The sequence below is a fragment of the Pseudoalteromonas sp. Of11M-6 genome (assembly GCF_022347905.1).
Classification (GTDB): Bacteria; Pseudomonadota; Gammaproteobacteria; order Enterobacterales; family Alteromonadaceae; genus Pseudoalteromonas.
Window position 1 is genome coordinate 41,516 of the sequence record NZ_JAKRFW010000032.1, and the last position, 19,080, is coordinate 60,595.

The window sequence follows — 19,080 nt, forward strand, 5'->3', positions numbered from 1 at the left end:
CTCTCTTATTGCTGGCTGAAAGTGAGAGTCAGCTCAGTCGTCTTCGTTGTTTTTACTTTAATAAATTCTAAGCCATGAATTTGCTCGCTTTGCCACTGAGCGCTCTGAAGTTGCACTGGACGCTGCCACGAAATCATCGCAATATCATCTAAAAATAAGGCACTTTCACCGCTACTTGGTGGCGCCATGGAGAGGCCAAACTGGACGCCACGAGCGGGCAATCCTTCTTCGCCAAGCACAACGGAATCGTCAGGTAAGGTAATATCTTGTCTAAATGTTTGCCACTCATAACTACCTGCAGGTTTTAATTGGGGCGTTGACTCAGAAAAGATAAGGCTATCTTCTGATGTTAAGATACGAATATCAGCCTTAAACTCACCAGCGTTCTCTCCTTTGGCATAACCAAAGAGCGAGAGCTCATGGTAAGCCTGTGCCGTGCTCGGCGCTGGCGTAATCGGCATGGTACGAATTGTATGTTTGAACGGCACACGCGTTGGCGTTTCGTTAAATTGTGTTCGTTGTAGACAAAGCCCTTGTACGCCACGATATTTGCCGACTAAGCAGGGCGCGATATCGTCGGCCTCAATTAACCAACGAGAGACTTCCCCCTGTTCGTTATCGCTGTCCCAGTCTTCAAAATCCCCAAAGAACAATAAGTCCCGTCCAAGCACAATCTCTGCTTGAGGATCACTAGCCGTGAGTTTGCTAAGGAACTCAGCACTGCTTGAATATTGGCGTAAATCGACAATATGCTCACCAGCTTCCAAGGTAATGACTTTTTGCTCGGTTGCTTTTGCTTGAACCGGTTTATCAAAGGTGACTTCTGCAAATCCCGAGCGCAATGAGATACCAACTTCGGGTGAAGAAAATTCAGCGATGCGTTTTAGTAGGGCATTGGCAAGATCGCCACTTACAAACTTAGGAACATAGTCTTCTAGATAAACAGGATAGGCTTTTAATGCACTGATTTTAGGTGTGCCTGCGGTTTCTAACTCTACCACAGCTATCAGTCCTAAAAAGGTTTCAAGACGATTTTGTTCAAACACAAAATTGCCTAGCCCAAGTATGCTTGGTACGCCATTGTATAAGCCAAACCCTTGCGCAACGTGAGGATGATGCGCAATCATCAAGTTAGCACCATTTTTGGAAAGTAAATCAAAGCGATTTGAAATATACGCCGTTGGTGCGTATGAATACTCATCGCCACCGTGGAGCTGAGCCACAACAAAGCGGCCGTTGGTACTGGCTTGCATCACCGTTTCTTTCATGCCATTGGTATCTGTTAGATCGGCAGCTCCCCCTTTAGCGTCTGATGCCACATAAGTGACGGTATGTTGATCGCCTGTAATAGAAGTCGCAGACACAAAGTCTATCGTTGTTTCACCAAGGCTTAGGCTGTAGGGCTTAAATGCCTCTGCCGCACTTGTGCCTGCGCCACTGTGTTTAAACCCTGCCTGCTCGACATACTTCAAGGTATCGTTCAGTCCAGGTGCTCGATAGTCATAGACGTGGTTATTGCCAAGTGCTACATAGTCAATACCCAAATCATTGAGGGCAATTAATGACTCCGGCAGACTAAAAAATGCGAACTCTTTGCTTGGGTGGACCGTGGTTGGGTTTTTTAGGATTGGAGATTCCAAGTTTACCGAAGCGAAATCGACATGTTTAAATAAAGGATGCATAAACTGCACTAGGGCTTGGGCATCAGGTCCTGCGCTTTGGGGCTGGATAAGTCCGTCAGGGGTGCTGGGCAATGAATTCCCCATAGTAATGAGAGCAGGGTTGAAATAACGACGCCCAAACATGGTATCACCGGCAAAAAGTAAGGTTTTTAGCGTGCTCGACTTAGCTTTTAGTTCAAGCGTGAGCTGCTGCTCATTGTTATTTTGATTCGCTAAGGTAAAAACCAAGGGCAAATAATCTGGGTGGGATATTTCTGCGACATAAGCGCCGTATGCTAAGGCCGACAGGTCAAAGATACCATTGTTATTTGAGGTAAATAACTGATCATTTATCGTGAGGCTAGCATTGGCAATGGGGGTTGCATTTGCGTCGTGCAAAAGTATGCTTAAATTGGGCGTCTCGCTATCCCTATCTTGTTGGCTTTTATCTTCATCCTTATCTATTTGTGAAGGACCTGTTTCATTTGGGTCCTCGACTGAGCAGGCTGTGAGTGCAAATAGCAATACTACATTTAAGATTTTTTTCATTGTGGCCAGCCTGCTTTCAAAAAAGATACATTATTTAATTCTTTAGTATTATATCTGTAACTCTTTATGTGTTGCAATCCTTTGAAATGGAATGTAAGTTTCCAAATCAAAAACTTAACAAGCGCTGAAAAATGCCTTAAAAAACAACTTTTTTCAGTTCTTCATTAGTATAGGACAAGAATTTACGAAGATAGCTAAAATTCTGTTCAATATTCTTTACGTTTTTCTAGTCGGACAGCTATTCTTAGAGTATGATCTCGTCAATTGTGAAAACCCGCTTTGAGGAACAAATGCGTCTAGAGATACATTGCGCTGACCGTATTGGTATTGCCCAAGAAATTCTCAATATCTTGGTGAGTTACCGTGTCGACTTGAAAGGTATAGAAGTCGATTCAGTAAATTGTCGAATGTACGTGAGCTTTCCACCCATCGAATTTGAACAGTTTCAGAAAATTATGCCTGAGATCCGCTTAATCGATGGTGTTGAAGATGTTCGTACTACAGCGTTTTTACCGTCAGAACGTGAACATAATGAGCTGAATACTTTGCTCAGTGCGTTGCCTGATGGTGTAATTTCTATCGACGCTAAAGGCTGGGTACGTCATTGCAATGACGCAGCTTGTCGCGACCTTAACATGGTTGAAAAGGAAGTGATCGGTGCCAACATTAACAACCTTTTGAAAGGGTTTAACTTTACTCGTTGGTTAGAAGGTAAAGAGGTGTTAGGCCAGACAACCCGTGTCGAAGTGGGCGGGGAAGATTTTATTGCTGATATTCTGCCAATTTCGGTGCCCCAAGGGATTGAAGGCGATGTATTAGCCGGTGCGGTGATTAACATTAAATCGCAGTCGCGATTAGGACAGCAAGTCAGCGCATTTCGTCGTTATGGACAAGAAAGTTTTGCGACCATCCATAATCACAGCACTGCCATGCGTAGAGTCGTGCGTGAAGCCAGAAAAATGGCGCAGTTAGAAGCGCCAATTCTGATCACAGGTGAAACAGGTACTGGTAAGGAACTGCTTGCCAGAGCATGTCATTATGCTTCCAACCGGTCATTAAAGCCTTTTATCGCACTTTCTTGTGCTTCGCTGCCTGATGACGTTGCTGAGTCCGAGTTGTTTGGGTATGCAGGATATGAAGAAAATGCAGCGCCAAAACGCGGTGTATTAGAGCAAGCGGATGGCGGCACGGTATTCCTCGACGAAGTGGGTGAAATGTCAACCCAGTTACAGACTAAGTTACTGCGTTTCTTACAAGACGGTACTTTCCGAAAAGTCGGTGACGAGAATGAAGTTAAGGTCAATGTTCGCATCATAGCTGCAACGCAAAAAGACTTGCCAGCAATGGTTCAAGAAGGTGTATTTAGAGAAGATCTCTACTATCGTATTAACGTGCTAACGCTCGAAATTTCACCGCTGAGAGATAGAAAAGCGGATATCGGTCCTTTGGCTGAACACTTTGTGCAAAAATATGCCCAGCAAAATGGTCATCCAGCGCCAACATTTGCCAGAGAATGCATTGAATTTTTAGAGAATTACCCGTGGCCTGGTAATGTGAGGCAGTTAGAAAACGCTATTTATCGTGCGGTTTCGTTGCTTGATGATAAAGAGCTTCGTACTGAGCATCTAAACCTACCGACCTTTACCCATGACTTAGGTTATTTGGAGTCTGATTTTGAAGGGACGTTAGATCAAGCCGTGAAGAGGTTTGAAGCAACCTTGTTGCGCAAGCTTTACCCCGCTTATCCAAGCTCAAGGCAACTGGCTAAACGTTTGGGATTAAGCCACACAGCCGTTGCCAACAAGCTGCGTGAGTATGGGATAAATAGAAAAACAGTCAAAGTATGATATATAAGGCTACGCAATGAGTGTGGCCTTTATGATTTAGTTCCCATGTCTTTTGCCACGCCATCTACCTTAATATTCTTAACGCCATCTTCTTCAAAAGAGAGTGTGATACTCACGTTATCTCGTGCAAAGAAGTAATCTATCCCATTTACCGTCAAGACGTAATTACCCTTTACAGAGTCGCTAAACTCTTTTTTCACAAGAGAGATTTGATGATCTGCAATTTGCCACTTAAATTTAGAAATAAAACCTTGATTGAATTCTTGGATCCACACGCGGGTATCGTCCTTACTCAGTGTAATGGCAACTGAGTAAGACTCTGGTAGTTCAGACATGTCATAATGATTTGCACCGATGCGAAACTGTTCAGTCTGTTTGTTCCAAGCAAAACCAAACTCAAACGCTTTCTCTACACCGGTTGGGTAGGTTAGCGTGCCTTCTCCTTTAAAGTCGAAGTCTGCGTAGCACATACTGGAAAAGACAAATAAGGTGGAACAGGTAACAAGGGATAATTTTTTCATTGACTTCACTTCAGCTATTTTACTTAATTTGAGGTTCGCGTATGTAGTAACCGAACTCATTGTTTTTAAGCTCATTTTATGGTCTTTTCTTGTCATGCTAGAAAGGCGTTCATTTTTTGAAGCTCAGGTTATTAATCTAGTTTACTGACAGCATTACCGCAACTAAGGGCAAAGTAATGTATCAGTTATAGACGTAAGCGTAGCAAAATAATCACTTTAGAATATGAATTGCTATGCTAGAATCGAAAAATTATAAACTGGTAAGACCATTGTTATGAATTTATATTTTCGTTTACTGCTGCTGTTTTGGAGAATAAGACAAAATAGACAAATCGCAGATTCCATTTTGTCTCCGATAGATATCGAGTACCGCGCCCTGCCAAGTGATTGCGATATCAATATGCACTTGACCAATTCACGATACTTAGCATTTATGGATTTGGCGCGCACTTGGATGACAGAGCGAGTTGGGTTATTTGCAGCTGTGATGAAACGCCGCTGGTTTCCAATTGTTAACGCGACGGTAATTACTTATATTCGCGATATCAAACCACTGCAAAAATTTACTATTACCACTAAAGTTGTTGGTTGGGATCACAAATATTTTTACATTGAACAGCGCTTTCATTCTAAGCGTGGGCTGCATGCAATTGCCTATGTTCGTGGGGTATTCAAGCGTAAGGGTGGTGTAGTTTCTGTTGAGGAAATGCTAGAAGTGGCTGGGTTTAATGGTGAAGCACCTATTTTATCTCCTGAGATTATGCATTGGAAAGCCATGTTAGAGGCAAAGAAAAACAGTAATCTATAAACTATAAAGGCCACATCAGTGGCCTTGGGGATTGAGAAAGTAACAGTAAATCTGTGATTTAAACCATTTAGGTGTTAGAACTTATATTTCACACCGAACATGGCCACAATTGGGTCAAGCTCTACGTCTGAAGTTAATGCTTTTACGCCATTTGCGTATACAGTTGCATCGGTATTGATATCCATTTTAGAGATCATACCGTGTAGACCCCATTTTTCATTTAAGTCGTAGTTAAAGCCGACTTGTAGTGCGATACCAAAAGAACTATCCAAATCAACTTCGACATCGTTAGTCTTTAGTGTTGCTTTTAGTGCTGCACTTGGCTCTTCATCGAAGAATACTGTGTAGTTTAGACCAGCACCGATAAATGGGCGGAACTTAGCACTCGCATCAAAGAAGTGATACTGCGCAAGTAGCGTTGGTGGCAAGTGTTTGATGTCAGCGATTTCCGCCCCTGCTAAGCCACCAGCACCGTCTACGGTGTGAGAAAATGGTGTTGCCGCAACTAGCTCAAATACGATGTTATCGCTGTAGTGGTAATCAAGAGTGATACCAAGCTGGGTGTTTGAATCAGCGACTAAGCCTAGCGAGTTATCTTGATCAATGGCAGAAGCCGTGTTGTCAGGGTTTACATTAATAGCACCAACATTAACACTGAAATTTGCGTGTGCGAAGGGAGCAGCAACTAGCAGAGTAGATAAAAGTGCAGCGCTTAAAGTTTTCATTTTCTTCTCCTAACCCTATGTGAGGACATTTTTAAACTGTGAAACAGTGTGTGTTTTCAATGAAGCCATCTTAAAAGGGTTCAAAAAATGAAAAACTGTTCTAGATCAATTTTTAAATTGTAAGATTTCAGAAATTTTTGAAAGTTTGATTTAGATTAAGTTTTCTCGATGTCATTAATTTGCATTAAAACTGCAATGCTGTGGTCAAAGTTTCATCTTTAAATAATTGCTAGATTTCACCTACAAGTCATTCTCAGTTATGTCATTAGCAACACAGAATCAAAATCTTAGCGCGTCTCACGCAACCGAGATATTAACGCATTTGATCCAAGCGCCTTCGGTTACACCGTGTGATGCAGGCACTATCGCTTTTATGTCAGAGCAACTCGCCGCGCTGGGTTTTACTATTGAGCAGTTTGAGGTGCAGGGAGTAAAAAACTTGATTGCAAGTTATCGTTTCTCTTTGGGACCAACTTTTGCTTTTTCTGGTCATGTGGATGTCGTGCCTGCAAATAATAAAGGCTGGATTGTGCCGCCATTTAGTGCGCAGATTATTGATGGCGTGATGTATGGACGTGGTGCTGCTGATATGAAAGGTGGCGTTGCGGCAATGCTTGCTGCAACCAAAACATTACTACAGCATCGTGAAAAATTACGAGGAAGCTTTTACTGGTTACTCACTTCTGACGAGGAAGGTGAAGCGGAGTTTGGTTCCAAATTGATTGCAGAGCGATTAGCTGAAAATGGCATCGAGCTAGATGCTTGTTTGGTAGGTGAACCGACTTCACATCAAGTAGTGGGAGATACGGTTAAAAATGGTCGTCGCGGTGCGATTTCTGGGCGTATTCAGGTTAAAGGAAGAACGGGGCATGTGGCTTATCCAGAACAAACGGTTAATGCAGCTCACATCGCAGGCCAGTTGGTTAGTCAACTCGCGCTTTTACCTTGGTGGAAAGATGAAGCGGGATCGCAAACCACGCTGCAAGTTACTGGGATCACAGTTCCAAATATCGTGGATAATTTAGTACCAGCAGAGTGTGAAATCACCTTTAATATTCGTTACAGCCATGCCTATAAGAGCCAAGAAGTTGTGCACTATATTCAAGAGTCGCTGGCTAAATCCGGTGCTATGTTAGCGATCAGTTGGGAGCGGCCTTGTGAGTCGTTTTATACCGGCGCGAGGCAAGAAAACTGTTTCTTAACGCTGGTAGAGCAAGCAATCCAGGAAACAACGGGGCAGTATCCGAGTTTAAGTACTGCAGGCGGCACCTCCGATGGTCGCTTCTTTGCGACCGGAAAAACGCAAGTGATCGAATGTGGGGTAAAGAATGATTCAATTCATCAAGTGAATGAACATCTATCCCTCAGCGATCTACATGCGATAGAAAAAATATACTTATCTGTTTTAAATAGGTTTTTTAAAAAAGTTGAAAATTTTTAAAAGAATTTTCTTGAAAATAAATTTGCTGACCATAAATAGCTTTATGAGGACGCCGACAGGGCCTCATGAATTAAATAACTATTTGTTTTAAAAGTGCTTATTGGTTCTTTTTGAAGAGTGAGCACCTATGTATAGCTTTAAGAGGATACAAAATTATGCGTACAGTAGATTTATCACCATTATATCGTTCATTTATCGGTTTTGATCATTTAGCTTCTATGATGGATGCTGCTGCAAGAACAGATAAACAACCTAGCTATCCACCATACAACATCGAAGCGCTAGGTAAAGACAAGTACCAAATTACCATGGCTGTTGCAGGGTTTACCGAGCAAGAGCTAACGCTGGAATCAGAAAACAATACGTTGACCGTAAAGGGACAAAAGCAAGCAACTGAAGAAGCCAACGAGCGTAAATTTATTCATCAAGGGATCGCCGAGCGCGGGTTCGAGCGCAAATTCCAACTTGGCGATCACGTCAAAGTATTAGGTGCAGACTTAGCGCACGGCTTACTGGTTATTGACCTTGAACGCGAGATCCCAGAAGCACTGAAGCCAAGAAAAATAGAAATTGGCTCGGGCAACTTGCTTGAAAGCAAGTAATATCAATCTAATTTATTGATTTCCAACCCGCCGCCGTCAGGCGGCTTTTTTTTGCCTAAATGCAAAGCATTTGTTATTAGTAAAGTTATGCTTCAGTCGTTATCCCCCAGAAAATGAAACTTGGACTAAGACAATACGTAAAAAGACGAAATGGTGTACCACTGGGTCATAGTCAGTCACTAGGAAACATGTTTCGGCGGGCTTTCGGCGCTCGGTCTTTCGATGGTTTCTGGGTGTATTGGAATCCTATCTGGAGTTATTACTTGGCGCGCTTCGTATTTCGTCCATGCGCAGCGAAAGTGGGGGAAAAACTTGGCTATTGGTTTACTTTCATAGTGAGTGGCGCATTGCATGACGTCATTGTTGGATTAGTGGTGGGAGAAGCGATTTTTACATTTACCCCATTCTTTGCTGTACTTGGGGCTACTGCGCTTGGATTTAAAGTGACGGGCTATCGTTATTCGAGTCAGCACTTTCTCATTGCACCTTTGTTTAACGGTTCGATCATTGTGTTTAGTTTTTATCTAAGTAGTGTTTTTAGCGAGTTACTTGTATGGTAGAAGAAAAATATTGCGTTGAGATGAAGAATGGAATTAAAAGATAAGCTGATATTGTTGTTGAAATCAGGTGGGTTATCGTTACTCATCGCGGGTGGATTTTATACTTTGTTGTTTTACATGTCTGCACAATTTCATCACCAAGTGCAATTTTCGCCCTTCTCGCAGGATATTGGCGTAAACGCGATGCTAATTTATAGCTTCTTGGTTTTTCTATTTAGTGCCATTTTTAGCTATTTCTTTTTGAAAATGCATGCTGCCCGTCATGGTATGCATGTCGATGGCTTAGTTCTGAGCATAAAATATACACACTTAGTACTTTGGGGAGGTGTTGTCAGCATTGCGATTTATATCTTATTACACATGAATCAACATGTTTTGGTGTTAAAACAAGCCAAAGACAGCCACACTTCAGCTCAGCAACTTGAAGCGTTGGTTTCTTATCTGCCTGAAAGTGGTGATGTGATAGATCTTGCTGTTGCACAAAATCCCGCGACGGCACCAAACACGCTAACTTACTTGAGTCTAAAACGAGACTTTGCTACGCACTTAGCACTTGCCATGAATCCAAGTACTCCCAAAAAAGTGCTAGAAGAAATTATTAGCTATTATCACGGAGGACAACAAGATGTAGTCCTCAATGCGGTGATGAAAAACCCTAATGTGGCTAGCGGCAAGGTTCAGCTGCAGGTACATTAATCGTTTTGTTCTATGACTGAGCGTATGGGAGACGCGAGAGGAGCCACTGCCTAACTTTATTTGTTATCACGTTCGCTCAATTCAGTACGTAGTTTACTTTGCATGTCTTTAAGTGCTGTGATTTTATCTCTTGCTTCTTGTAACTGTTGCTGTGGTAATCCCTCTTTAATCCCACGTGCTAGCAGCGTTTCTATTTGTTCTACTTTGCCATCAACAGCCGCAATATACTGTTGTTTTAGCTTGGTGTCTTTTTGATCCAAATATGCTTGGTAAGCTTCGGTATCCGACAAATCGCCCTGAAAATCATCTATTTGTTTTTCGGCTTGGCTTATTGGCGGCAGATATTCAGGTTTCGTGATTGGCTTAACGGCTTTGCGTGAGGTCTCGGCATTTGGTTTGATAGCAGTATAAGTATTGATAGGGGGACTTAATGCTACAACTTTTTCCTCTTGCTCAAGCTCAGCCTGCGAGGGAGCGTTATATGTGGCGTTTTGCCAACCTATGTTGGCAAAACGCAGTGTGAATACAGCGATCACTGCTCCAAGGAGTATGACAATCAATGCTTGCCAGTACTTCATATCACCGCTCCGTTGTTTGCCGCTTTCCAAGCCATATAATCTCGCTCGAATTTGTGCTGAGCAAACTCTCGGGTCAGTGCTCGCAGCGCTTGGTAGCGTACTGTCTCACTTTTCACATCGTAGTAATCATATACCGGTGACTGGCTATACAATACTAGCCACTCGCCATTTGGCGTGCGAATACTAGGCGTGATCTTGCCCTGTTTACTACTAAATGCCAGTTGTGTTTCCCATTTCGGCGTGCTTTGGCGTGTCAGCGGAATTAATTCAGTCTGCCATATTAATGTAGGGGTATATTTAGCGACGGCTTGTTGCCATGAGTGTGCATTTGCATATTCGTTAAATTGCTGTGCGGTTTTTTGTTCGGGAAATTTCGCTGCGCTCGCACTCACTTGCTTGACGTATTTAAACCTCTTCTTATGACGCTCATAATACTTCGCGATGGCACTATCAGGAATTTCACTTTTTAGGGTATCGACATACTGGCTCGTTGCACCATGCATCTCTTCCTTAACACCAAGAAATGCCAGCATGCTCGGCCTCAATAGTTCTGCGGTTACCACTTGTCGTAACTGTTCTATTGTCAGACCTTGCTTTGCCACATAAGGTTTTGCGGCGGTAAATAGCGCCTGTTGATTGAGGTGTTGATTGACAATAGCTTGCAATAACGAGAGTTCTCCTTGGTGAAGTTTAAAGCGGTTTTGCATTGATTGGCTATGTAATACTTGAGCAAGTGTCAGTGGCGCTGATTTTGTTAGTTGCAGCTGTTGCCATTTGAGTAATTGCTCAGCAGTGTATTGCCCGTCAGCGGGGTACTGTCCTAGTAAAGACAGCATCTGATCCTTATCAAATACCAAAGGGTAGTGCTTCTTTTCAAGCTGAGTAAGTGCAGGAAACCAGTGAAGGAGTGAACTGGCGAGAAACTTATCGACATGATATTGGGTGCTGAAACCGACTCTGGATTGGCGCTCTAAAATACTTGGATTAAGTTGCTTTGCTTGGAATAGCAAGAATTGATTTTCAAGCAATTGCGCAGTAGTTTGCTTTTTTGATAACTCTCGGCCTTGCTCAAGATAGAGTTGATGAACTAAATGCGTCAGAGATTTAGGTATGCTCGGTGAGGCAAAACTTGGTAAGCAAAAGCTACTTACCAAGAAAAATAGAACTAGACGCATTACCTAACGTCCATCGCATGATTTATCAAATGAACGACCATGGCTATTGCGTGAGGGATCACTTGCTTACCTGTATTTACACGATCGTAATGATCCTCTGAATTTAACACGATACCACCTTGTGAATAAGAGAAAGAACCGCCTTGTGTTAGTAATGGGCGAATATCTGTTGAGTTGCTATCAACAGCGCTGAAACTATTCATCGCTTGCTTTACTAAGGTAAAATCGTTCAATGATTCTTGGTCATAGTAGTCTTTCACCCAAGACTCCCAACCTGCATGATTCAAATCTGATGTTGTCCAAGTATGATGCGGTTGAAGTAAATCTGTAGTGTGAAAAACAAAGCCTAGTACCTGTGGGTTACCGCTCTGTACATAGCTTTGATACCAGTACTGGCCTAAGTTATCAATTGGCTGAAAAGGCATCTCTTCAAAATCATCGTACATGCTATACGTTGAGTGGCTATCGATACGATAGTGTTTTTCTGTGATCCCATAACTATCATATTCAGTATCATCAGCGCTAAACCAACCTGTTTCGCCGCCATGACCATCGTCTAAATAATCGCCTTTCAGCCAAGTGGCAGCCATTGAATCAACAGAGCCTGATACGGTAAGTTTCTGATAATTATAACCACCGAAGTCATTGCCGTGAGTATCAGCACCTTGAGTATGGTTTTGGAAGTGCCAGTAACTGGTGTATTTCACGATGCTTTCAGCTGCACCCCAAAGCGGTGCTTGTACACAGTCACCCGTAATGGCGCCGCAGAAGAATGTATCCTCAAAATCATCAACATCATACGCAGCTTGGCCCAGTAAATTGGCTAGTTGAGAAACTGACATGCCGTTAGCTTGAGCATATGCTTGTAACTTTGCGTACTGTGTTGTAGTTGGATTCTGTGCCATGTAATTTACGGCGTCGATGACGATGCGCTTATGTGTCTCTTGACTAAACGCGTGGCTTTGCCCTGCTGCGACTAAAAGGGCCATAGGAAGTAAATAATTTTTCATGAGTTGCCTCTATAAATTTTAATTTGTGTGAACGCAATTTTTCTACTTAAAAAACGAAGTGCGCTATTTAAAATAATTTATGTGAATTTTTGATTAAAATAAAGTTAAATTTTGATTGTGTTAAAATTCAGAGAAGATGCTTGTTGGTCACAAATGGGTCAGGTATGATCTCGGGGAGAATTTAGGCACACCTGCGCTAAACGAATGGAACTATGAAAAAACTACTTATAATAATCAGTTTATTGTTACCGTTTTATGGAATTTGCGAAGAACAAAGTGACGAACTTGATGACGAGTTTGCTTGGCAGTTGAGTGTCGGTGCCTTTTACGTTGATATGACAATGCCTGCTTTAATTGGCACGGACTCGACATTCAAACATGGCACTTTTTTAGTCGATGCAAAGATAGAGTATAAAAGCTTTTACTTGAATACCCATTCAGGTGATTTTTTTGGTGGCTCGGATATAGGTTACCAAATTATCAATAATGGAGAATGGGGTATAGATGCTATCTATGGCAGTTATATGTTGCCTTTTTCTGAACGTGGTTACTATGACACTGATGATGTCGTGCCTGAACTGAGAGGAATACGTAAACGCGATCAAGATAATTCATTGGGCTTTTCCTATTACCGTCATGTTGGTGAATTTCTTGCTGTTGCTGAGATTGTTTACGATGTCTTTGGGGAAACAAACGGTTGGGTTTTTCACCTCGAAGCGACACGTAATTTTGAACTGAGAAACTGGGATTTATGGCTTAATTTTGGCGCTAACTATTATTCTAGTAATTTTCATAATTACTTTTATGGTGTTTTAGAATCCGAAGTCAATGATTATTTAACCCCCTATAAACCTGGTGCTTCAGCTTCTGCGTTTATGCAAATGCAACTTAATTACCCAATTGCAGAGGATTGGGTGTTTAGCGCAGGTGCATCGTGGTTAGTTGGTTCTCAAGACACGTTAGATAGTCCTTTAGTTCGCTCTCGTCACGCCAGAGTATTCTTTACTGGGGTGAAATATGTTTTCTAAATTAATCACATGGACAGTGCTGTTTTGGAGTATTTCACTGAGCCAACAACTCCGTGCTGCTGAAACTAATCCAGTGGGAATACTTCATGCCGTGCCGAGCAAGTGTGTAGCCCTGAACCAAGGGCGAACTTGCTATGCGGATGTCAAAGTAACGGTGAATGCGCCTTCCGAAGGGGATTACTGCATTCGAGAAAGTTTATCGAAGAAGATCCTGCAGTGTTGGGCCAAGGCGGATACCTTTAAATATGAGCTAGACTTTAGTTCGGATGAAAGTTTGAGCTATGAGCTTATCTCAAAGCAGTCTCGAGATGTGCTAGCTGTGACCACTATTGAGGTGAATTGGGTTCACAAAGTAAAAACAAAAAAAAGGCGTTGGCGCCTCTTTTGATCCGAGGGCTGCGTGCGAGCGTAGCCTAAAGTTGCTCGATGTTATCTAAACACCACTGAGCCCTTGCAAGCACCTCTTGCCGTGTTTTCTCATCTTGTTTTTGCCAATTTCGATAGTTCATACCAATACGGTGGTTATTGGCAAACTTATCCTCATGGCGGTGCATAAAATGCCAATATAGGCTGTTAAGGGGACATGCATCATTGCTTGATTTTTGCTTGACGTCGTAGTGGCAGTGCTGACAATAATCACTCATTTTTTGTATGTAGTTACCACTTGCGGAGTAGGGTTTGGTTGCCACTATGCCGTGGTCTGCAAATTGTGTCATGCCTCTGGTGTTTGGCATTTCGACCCATTCAATGGCGTCGATGTATATACCTAAATACCATTCATCCACTTGATCAGGGTGTATTCCGGTTAGCAGACAAAAGTTTCCCGTGACCATTAATCTTTGAATGTGGTGAGCGTAGGCATAATCCAGGCTTTGATTGATAGCTTCACTTAAACAGCGCATCTTCGTTTTTCCATGCCAAAAATAGCCTGGCAAATTGCGCTGAGCAAGCAAGTAATTTTTATGACGGTAGTCCGGCATATTGAGCCAATAGACGGCTCGGATATACTCTCGCCAGCCCAATATTTGCCTAACAAATCCCTCAATCTGTGCAATATCAATTTGTGAGTTGTCTTGGTAAGCCGCTATCGCGCTATCGATAACGTGTTTGGGGTGAAGCATTTTTGTATTCAACGCAAAAGAGAGTCGTGAGTGATACAGTGTCCATTTATCGACACTTTTACAGGTCATTGCATCTTGAAATTGACCGAATAAAGGCAATAGGTGTTCACAGAAAAAGGCCAAAAGATCGTGAGCTTGCGCACGGTTAGCCGGCCACAGCAATGATTCTTCGCTGTTACCAATGGTCTTCACTTTATGCCGTTTTATCCGCTTTAAAATGTCACTAACATCGTTGGCAAAACAAAGCGGCTGTGGGATAGCGTCGATGTCTTTTGACTTGAGCTTATTACGGTTTTTACTGTCGAAATTCCATTGCTTGCCAAGCGGTTCACCGTCGTCCATTAATACATTAAAACGGCGCCTGAGCTTGCGATAAAAAAACTCCATTGTGGTGTGTTTTCCTGGCGTTAAATAATCATCCAACTCTTCGTAAGGGACTAGAAAATGCTCAGTGTCATAGCAACGAACCTGTAACTGGTCGAGTGTTAATTCCATCATTTGCTTCAGTAAGCGATATTCATCAGGTCGTTGATAGTCAAAGCTCGACACTTGATATTTATCACATAAATGAGCAATTAAAGCGGGGAGATCAGAATAGTCCTGAGTCTCATCGAGGGTGAGATGTAGCACATGAAAGCCTACCTTATTCAGTGCGATGGCGAAATTTTCCATGGCTTTGAAGAATGCGCATACTTTTTGTATATGATGTTTGGTGTAGTCGGCCTCTTGTTTGAGTTCTGCAATCAGATAAAGGTACTCAGCTTTATCGTCAGCAAACCAACTATGCTTGGCGTTGAGTTGGTCGCCAAGAATTAATCTGAGGCCTTTATATTGAGGCTTTTGTTGTGTCATTAGTTATCCTCCAAAGGCCAACCAACATGATCTTGGCTGTCGAGTTGTAGAGTAGCTTCTCCTTGCCATAATTTTATATATTCACCATCTGGGTCAAATAGTGCTTGTTGCTTTGTGATATTGAAATGGCGACCGCCACGAGGATCTGCTCCAACACCAGCGATATACTGCCAATTACCCCAGTTCGCTGCGACGTCATAATCGATAAGATGTTGCTCGAAAAAAGCGGCGCCGTAGCGCCAATCTAGCTGTAGCTCATTAACACAGTAGCTCGCAGCTATTTGTCTCGCTCTGTTGGAAATCCAGCCGGTTTTAGTCAATTCGTGCATAATGGCATTGACTAGCGCGCTGGGCGTTCGGCCTTGGCACCACTTTAAAAAGCGCTCTGGATAGAAACTGGTTTTTGGTGTTTTGGCTTTGACGCCTGAAAAGCAAAATAGCGTGTGTTGATGTTTGAGGGCATACCAATGAAAGTACTCACGCCACAACAGTTCAAACCAAATCCAATAGGTTGATTCATTTGCGCCTCTTTGTAGCTCAAATTGCGTAAGTGCTTGCTTGATCTGTCTAGAGCTGATAGCGCCAGAGGCTAGTATTGGACTAAACCGAGTGGAAAAATGATCACCGAACAAGGCGTTTCGAGTTTCTTTGTATGTGAGAGCCGCATCCGTTTGGAAGTATTGTTGTAGCTGTTGCTGGGCTTGCGCTTCGCCTGCGGCTACTTTGATATTGTATGAAGAGTTTGCTTTAAATTCAGCTAAATCTAAAACCCGATTCGGTCTTGGTGGAAGCGTAGCGGTTGCAATAGGTGATTTAGGTTCAATTTCCTCTACAGCTTTGCGAAATGGCGTAAAGCTCGGTGGCAGCTCACTGATTTTGAGTGGTAGTGTATCTGGTTCAAACAGCGTACTAGAATAAGCGCTAACGTATTGAATGTAAGGAAAGTTATTTTGTAATTTTAACCAAAGCTTTTGTTCATCGAATCCTGGATGAGCTGCGCGGCCAATATGAGTTACCTGCTGTGTATGAATAATCTCAGTCAGTGCTTTGAGCTGAGCTGTGTTACGTAGCATATACAGCTTCTGTTGTTGTGACGTTAGTGACTGATGCAAGGCGTTGAGCGTCTGATTGCGATAACATTCGACAGCAAAAGAAGTTGAGCACTGCGCTTTGCGAGCCGTCCAAAGGTTTACAGTGGGTAGATAAATGCAGATAAGTGTATCAACTAGAGACGCCAGCTTTGTAAGTGCGGGGTTATCACTAAGGCGGCAGTCGTTTTCAAATAAATAGAGTCCTACTTTCACGTTTATTCTTAACAGTCATGAACGAATAAGACTCTATACGTAACGATCAACTAAATTGCTCAGTTAGTTTGGCAAGATTCTATAAGTGTACGCAAGTGAGCACCAACGTCTTGTGTTTTGGTTTGGCCTTGCTCAAGTAAGTGGCTCGCTTGCTGTTTTAGTTCCGCCAAATCATACTGCTCGAGCAAAGTTCTTAAATATCTAACTGTATCAGCACCTTGCTGAAGCAAATCAGGAAATTGTTCGATGGAAATTTCCTGTTGGCTTAGGCGAGAAATAGAGTTGAGTAGGTCGCTTAAATTTGCACTTTCTTGCAATGCGCCTTCAACCGCAATAAGCGCGCCCATCGGATCGGCATCTAGATTATTTGCAACGCAAGCTGCAACACTGCCAGCCTCTGCTGATGCTTGCACTGACTCAATTCCTTTATCACGGATCTGCTCAACCACTTGTTGTAGTTCTTGATGTTCAGATAAATATTGTGCCTCGATTTGGGCTTTAGAGTCTTCCAGCATATCGCATGCGGTAAGTGAAACGACCATAGTAGACGCAAAGGCAATCGCTCTTAGCATTTTATCACTTCCTATATAAAGATTTTGTGAAAGTCTAAAGAGCTGAGAGCCAGAAGTCACGCAGAGTTTGGTTTTGTAAGCTCTGCATGACTTTGATCTTAGAGTAATGTTTAGTGGCTACCGTTGTCTCTTCGTTTAGCAGCTCAAGTTAGTTTGCTTGTTGCTGCGCTCTTTTGAACTCTTGTAGACCAACAATATTGGTTTTTTTGAATAATTCAAAGCGCAGCATATTTTCGATGAGTAACAGTGCTTTGTTCCAAGCGTTTTTTGCTGCTGTGGTAAAATGCCTGCCAAGATGACTTTTCAGCGTTGCTGTAAAGGTAAACAACAAGACACTGATATCTTTTTCTGACGTTCCCATAAATAACAGCGTACCGCGTTGTTTTTGCAGATAATGTAATAAGTTTGACTGCTGTGGGATACGCATCACACAATTTTGAACAAAATCAAATATTTGATGCTCCCAGATTATGAGTTGTCCCACATTTGTTGGAATTTGCATGCGCAAATCGTAATGTTGAATTTGGTTGTACCAAGAAGTGCAAAAGCCATGGAAATTCGGACGAATACTCGCAAGCGTTTGAGTTAAAAGTTGATATTGATAGGGAGTAATGCTCATAGACGCCTCTTCAAACTGATGAAGAGCGGATCCTTTGCTCAAAAACAAATAGCCTAAGTCTGAGTATAGCTGTTTTTTTAAAATGCGAGACTTTTTAATATTTTTTTGTGAGCTTTTTCTTACGCTGCAATAATCAATTGAATTTCAATATGCTGGACCTAGCTATAGTAGGCCGAGATTGAGTAACGGCCCACATTGATTTAAAAATATTAGTGCTTAATTGGTGAAAGCAACTGTGGATCTGTCACGAGTTTACGAATGCCATGCGCATGGTCCTCTTCAAAAGCATTGTCTTTACACCAACGCGCGAGACTATTTATATCAACTTTGGCACAGCTTGGGCGTACACTCCAACTTACCTGTAAAGGTGAGCACTGTTGGTTGTTATAGCTAGGTCCAGTCGTCGAACCTAAAAACTCAACTGGTGTGCCTGTATCACTTGGTAAAACACCTGCTTGATGGTAACCGCCAACTTGGCCTTGATAATCAAGCTCAGTGAAGTCTTGCGCATTTTCATCATTAACCACTAAAAACACCTGAGTTTCGACGCGTAGATCGGGGTTGGCGCAGCTGTCATTTAAGCAAGCACCGAGGGTCGGGCCCGGTTTTACATCACAAGAGCTATGAACCCAGTGTACTTCAATCGTATCGCCGGGCTTTACGTTGTTACATACTTTATCTTCTACAGGAGCAAGCTCTGCTGGGGTGAGGCTTGCAGTTGCATTACATTGGAATCCGCCGTACTTTGGGTCATTGGAAACGACAGAGAAGTCTTTGGCTTTATGTTCTGCATTTTTATGAAAGTGGATGTTACATAGGTTGAGTTTTTCTTTTGGTGGAGCCATAGCAAAAACCCGTTTGTTGTGACCCTGCAAACTATCAATATCTCTCGGTGTTTGTGGTCCTGCCGATTCACATTGCGCTGCAAACGCTTCAACACTAAATATAGACAGCGCTGTCAATTTGCTTGATTTTATAACCGTTCTCATTTGGTTTTCCTTTCTTTCGTGATTTTCTTGTCCCCAATTATGGATTAAATATTTCTTTTTTGTTACAAAAAAATGAAAGGAGACGGAACTGGACCGATGAGTTGGGCATCACGGTGTTGTATGTGAAAAGTAAAATACCTGATTACATCTCAGCAACGAGCTGAAACGTCAGAAGATAGTTCTAAATCAAGGTTGCTATCTAGGCATACTGTCTTTATAATACGCAGCATATTTAGTCAATCGGACTGAAACTTTCGTTTTTCAGTATAATTGGCTTTAAGCATGGGCAATACATCGCCCATTAAAATGGCATTTTTTAGATGCCACTTCTTTGAAAAGTAGAAGTAAAACAATTTTATGTTTCGGTGTAGAATGAAGTTGCTTGATAGATGGTCGGGCGCTTGATTTTGTGAAGTGCCGAA

General features: G+C 42.4%; 19 protein-coding genes. 8 read left to right on the forward strand and 11 right to left on the reverse strand.

Features of this window, described 5'->3' with window-relative positions:
• Positions 1-5: 5 nt before the first annotated feature.
• Complete coding sequence (locus MHN32_RS15265; protein ID WP_239422251.1) at positions 6-2,210, reverse strand: CapA family protein; 2,205 nt, start codon at positions 2,208-2,210, stop codon at positions 6-8.
• 290 nt (positions 2,211-2,500) lie between these two features.
• Here MHN32_RS15265 and tyrR point away from each other — a divergent pair, with 290 nt between their 5' ends.
• Positions 2,501-4,057, forward strand: coding sequence for a transcriptional regulator TyrR (gene tyrR / locus MHN32_RS15270; RefSeq protein ID WP_010607852.1), 1,557 nt, complete (start codon positions 2,501-2,503; stop codon positions 4,055-4,057).
• Positions 4,058-4,086: 29 nt separating this feature from the next.
• On the opposite strand, the gene MHN32_RS15275 is transcribed toward tyrR, so the two are convergent.
• Complete coding sequence (locus tag MHN32_RS15275; protein ID WP_239422252.1) at positions 4,087-4,653, reverse strand: hypothetical protein; 567 nt, start codon at positions 4,651-4,653, stop codon at positions 4,087-4,089.
• A gap of 199 nt (positions 4,654-4,852) precedes the next feature.
• Between MHN32_RS15275 and MHN32_RS15280 the strand changes: the two genes are divergently transcribed.
• Positions 4,853-5,386 (forward strand): acyl-CoA thioesterase, encoded by a 534-nt coding sequence (locus tag MHN32_RS15280; protein ID WP_239422253.1) that lies wholly within the window; start codon positions 4,853-4,855, stop codon positions 5,384-5,386.
• 74 nt (positions 5,387-5,460) lie between these two features.
• Here MHN32_RS15280 and MHN32_RS15285 read toward each other — a convergent pair whose 3' ends face one another.
• Complete coding sequence (locus MHN32_RS15285) at positions 5,461-6,111, reverse strand: OmpW family outer membrane protein (protein WP_010607855.1); 651 nt, start codon at positions 6,109-6,111, stop codon at positions 5,461-5,463.
• A gap of 259 nt (positions 6,112-6,370) precedes the next feature.
• On the opposite strand from MHN32_RS15285, the gene dapE reads away from it, so the two are divergent.
• The 4 genes from dapE to MHN32_RS15305 all read left to right on the forward strand — a co-directional run bounded on the left by dapE (position 6,371) and on the right by MHN32_RS15305 (position 9,410).
• Positions 6,371-7,552: a succinyl-diaminopimelate desuccinylase gene (dapE, locus tag MHN32_RS15290; protein WP_010607856.1), complete on the forward strand. Its 1,182-nt coding sequence runs from the start codon at positions 6,371-6,373 to the stop codon at positions 7,550-7,552.
• A 155-nt stretch (positions 7,553-7,707) separates the two neighbouring features.
• Complete coding sequence (locus MHN32_RS15295) at positions 7,708-8,154, forward strand: Hsp20 family protein (protein ID WP_010607857.1); 447 nt, start codon at positions 7,708-7,710, stop codon at positions 8,152-8,154.
• A gap of 263 nt (positions 8,155-8,417) precedes the next feature.
• Positions 8,418-8,714 carry a hypothetical protein gene (locus tag MHN32_RS15300; RefSeq protein WP_010607858.1) on the forward strand — a complete coding sequence of 99 codons (297 nt, stop codon included), beginning with the start codon at positions 8,418-8,420 and terminating at the stop codon, positions 8,712-8,714.
• A gap of 27 nt (positions 8,715-8,741) precedes the next feature.
• Positions 8,742-9,410 carry a hypothetical protein gene (locus tag MHN32_RS15305; RefSeq protein WP_239422254.1) on the forward strand — a complete coding sequence of 223 codons (669 nt, stop codon included), beginning with the start codon at positions 8,742-8,744 and terminating at the stop codon, positions 9,408-9,410.
• Positions 9,411-9,466: 56 nt separating this feature from the next.
• Here the strand turns inward: MHN32_RS15305 and MHN32_RS15310 are convergent, their stop codons facing one another.
• From MHN32_RS15310 to MHN32_RS15320, 3 genes are read right to left on the reverse strand one after another with little or no spacing between them, the layout of a single operon-like run.
• The gene (locus MHN32_RS15310) at positions 9,467-9,988 is read right to left on the reverse strand and encodes a hypothetical protein (RefSeq protein ID WP_239422255.1); all 522 of its coding nucleotides are present in this window, start codon (positions 9,986-9,988) and stop codon (positions 9,467-9,469) included.
• Entirely contained in the window at positions 9,985-11,163 is a 1,179-nt protein-coding gene (locus MHN32_RS15315) for a peptidylprolyl isomerase (RefSeq protein ID WP_235368711.1), read from the reverse strand. Before MHN32_RS15315 ends, MHN32_RS15310 begins: the two co-directional genes overlap by 4 nt.
• Positions 11,163-12,173: a phospholipase gene (locus MHN32_RS15320; RefSeq protein WP_010607862.1), complete on the reverse strand. Its 1,011-nt coding sequence runs from the start codon at positions 12,171-12,173 to the stop codon at positions 11,163-11,165. Before MHN32_RS15320 ends, MHN32_RS15315 begins: the two co-directional genes overlap by 1 nt.
• Before the next feature lie 212 nt (positions 12,174-12,385).
• On the opposite strand from MHN32_RS15320, the gene MHN32_RS15325 reads away from it, so the two are divergent.
• Positions 12,386-13,201, forward strand: coding sequence for a MipA/OmpV family protein (locus MHN32_RS15325; RefSeq protein WP_010607863.1), 816 nt, complete (start codon positions 12,386-12,388; stop codon positions 13,199-13,201).
• A complete protein-coding gene (locus MHN32_RS15330) occupies positions 13,191-13,589 on the forward strand; it encodes a DUF3019 domain-containing protein (RefSeq protein WP_010607864.1) in 399 nt (132 codons plus the stop codon). Before MHN32_RS15325 ends, MHN32_RS15330 begins: the two co-directional genes overlap by 11 nt.
• A gap of 25 nt (positions 13,590-13,614) precedes the next feature.
• On the opposite strand, the gene MHN32_RS15335 is transcribed toward MHN32_RS15330, so the two are convergent.
• The 5 genes from MHN32_RS15335 to MHN32_RS15355 all read right to left on the reverse strand — a co-directional run bounded on the left by MHN32_RS15335 (position 13,615) and on the right by MHN32_RS15355 (position 18,658).
• Positions 13,615-15,174, reverse strand: a complete 1,560-nt coding sequence (locus MHN32_RS15335) for a cryptochrome/photolyase family protein (protein ID WP_239422256.1) — start codon at positions 15,172-15,174, stop codon at positions 13,615-13,617.
• Positions 15,174-16,478, reverse strand: coding sequence for a DASH family cryptochrome (locus MHN32_RS15340; RefSeq protein ID WP_239422257.1), 1,305 nt, complete (start codon positions 16,476-16,478; stop codon positions 15,174-15,176). The genes MHN32_RS15335 and MHN32_RS15340 overlap by 1 nt, the downstream gene beginning before the upstream one ends.
• Positions 16,479-16,537: 59 nt before the next feature.
• The gene (locus MHN32_RS15345) at positions 16,538-17,050 is read right to left on the reverse strand and encodes a hypothetical protein (protein ID WP_239422258.1); all 513 of its coding nucleotides are present in this window, start codon (positions 17,048-17,050) and stop codon (positions 16,538-16,540) included.
• 148 nt (positions 17,051-17,198) lie between these two features.
• Positions 17,199-17,669, reverse strand: coding sequence for a hypothetical protein (locus tag MHN32_RS15350; RefSeq protein ID WP_017217789.1), 471 nt, complete (start codon positions 17,667-17,669; stop codon positions 17,199-17,201).
• A gap of 209 nt (positions 17,670-17,878) precedes the next feature.
• Positions 17,879-18,658 carry a delta-class carbonic anhydrase gene (locus MHN32_RS15355; protein WP_239422259.1) on the reverse strand — a complete coding sequence of 260 codons (780 nt, stop codon included), beginning with the start codon at positions 18,656-18,658 and terminating at the stop codon, positions 17,879-17,881.
• Positions 18,659-19,080: the final 422 nt, after the last annotated feature.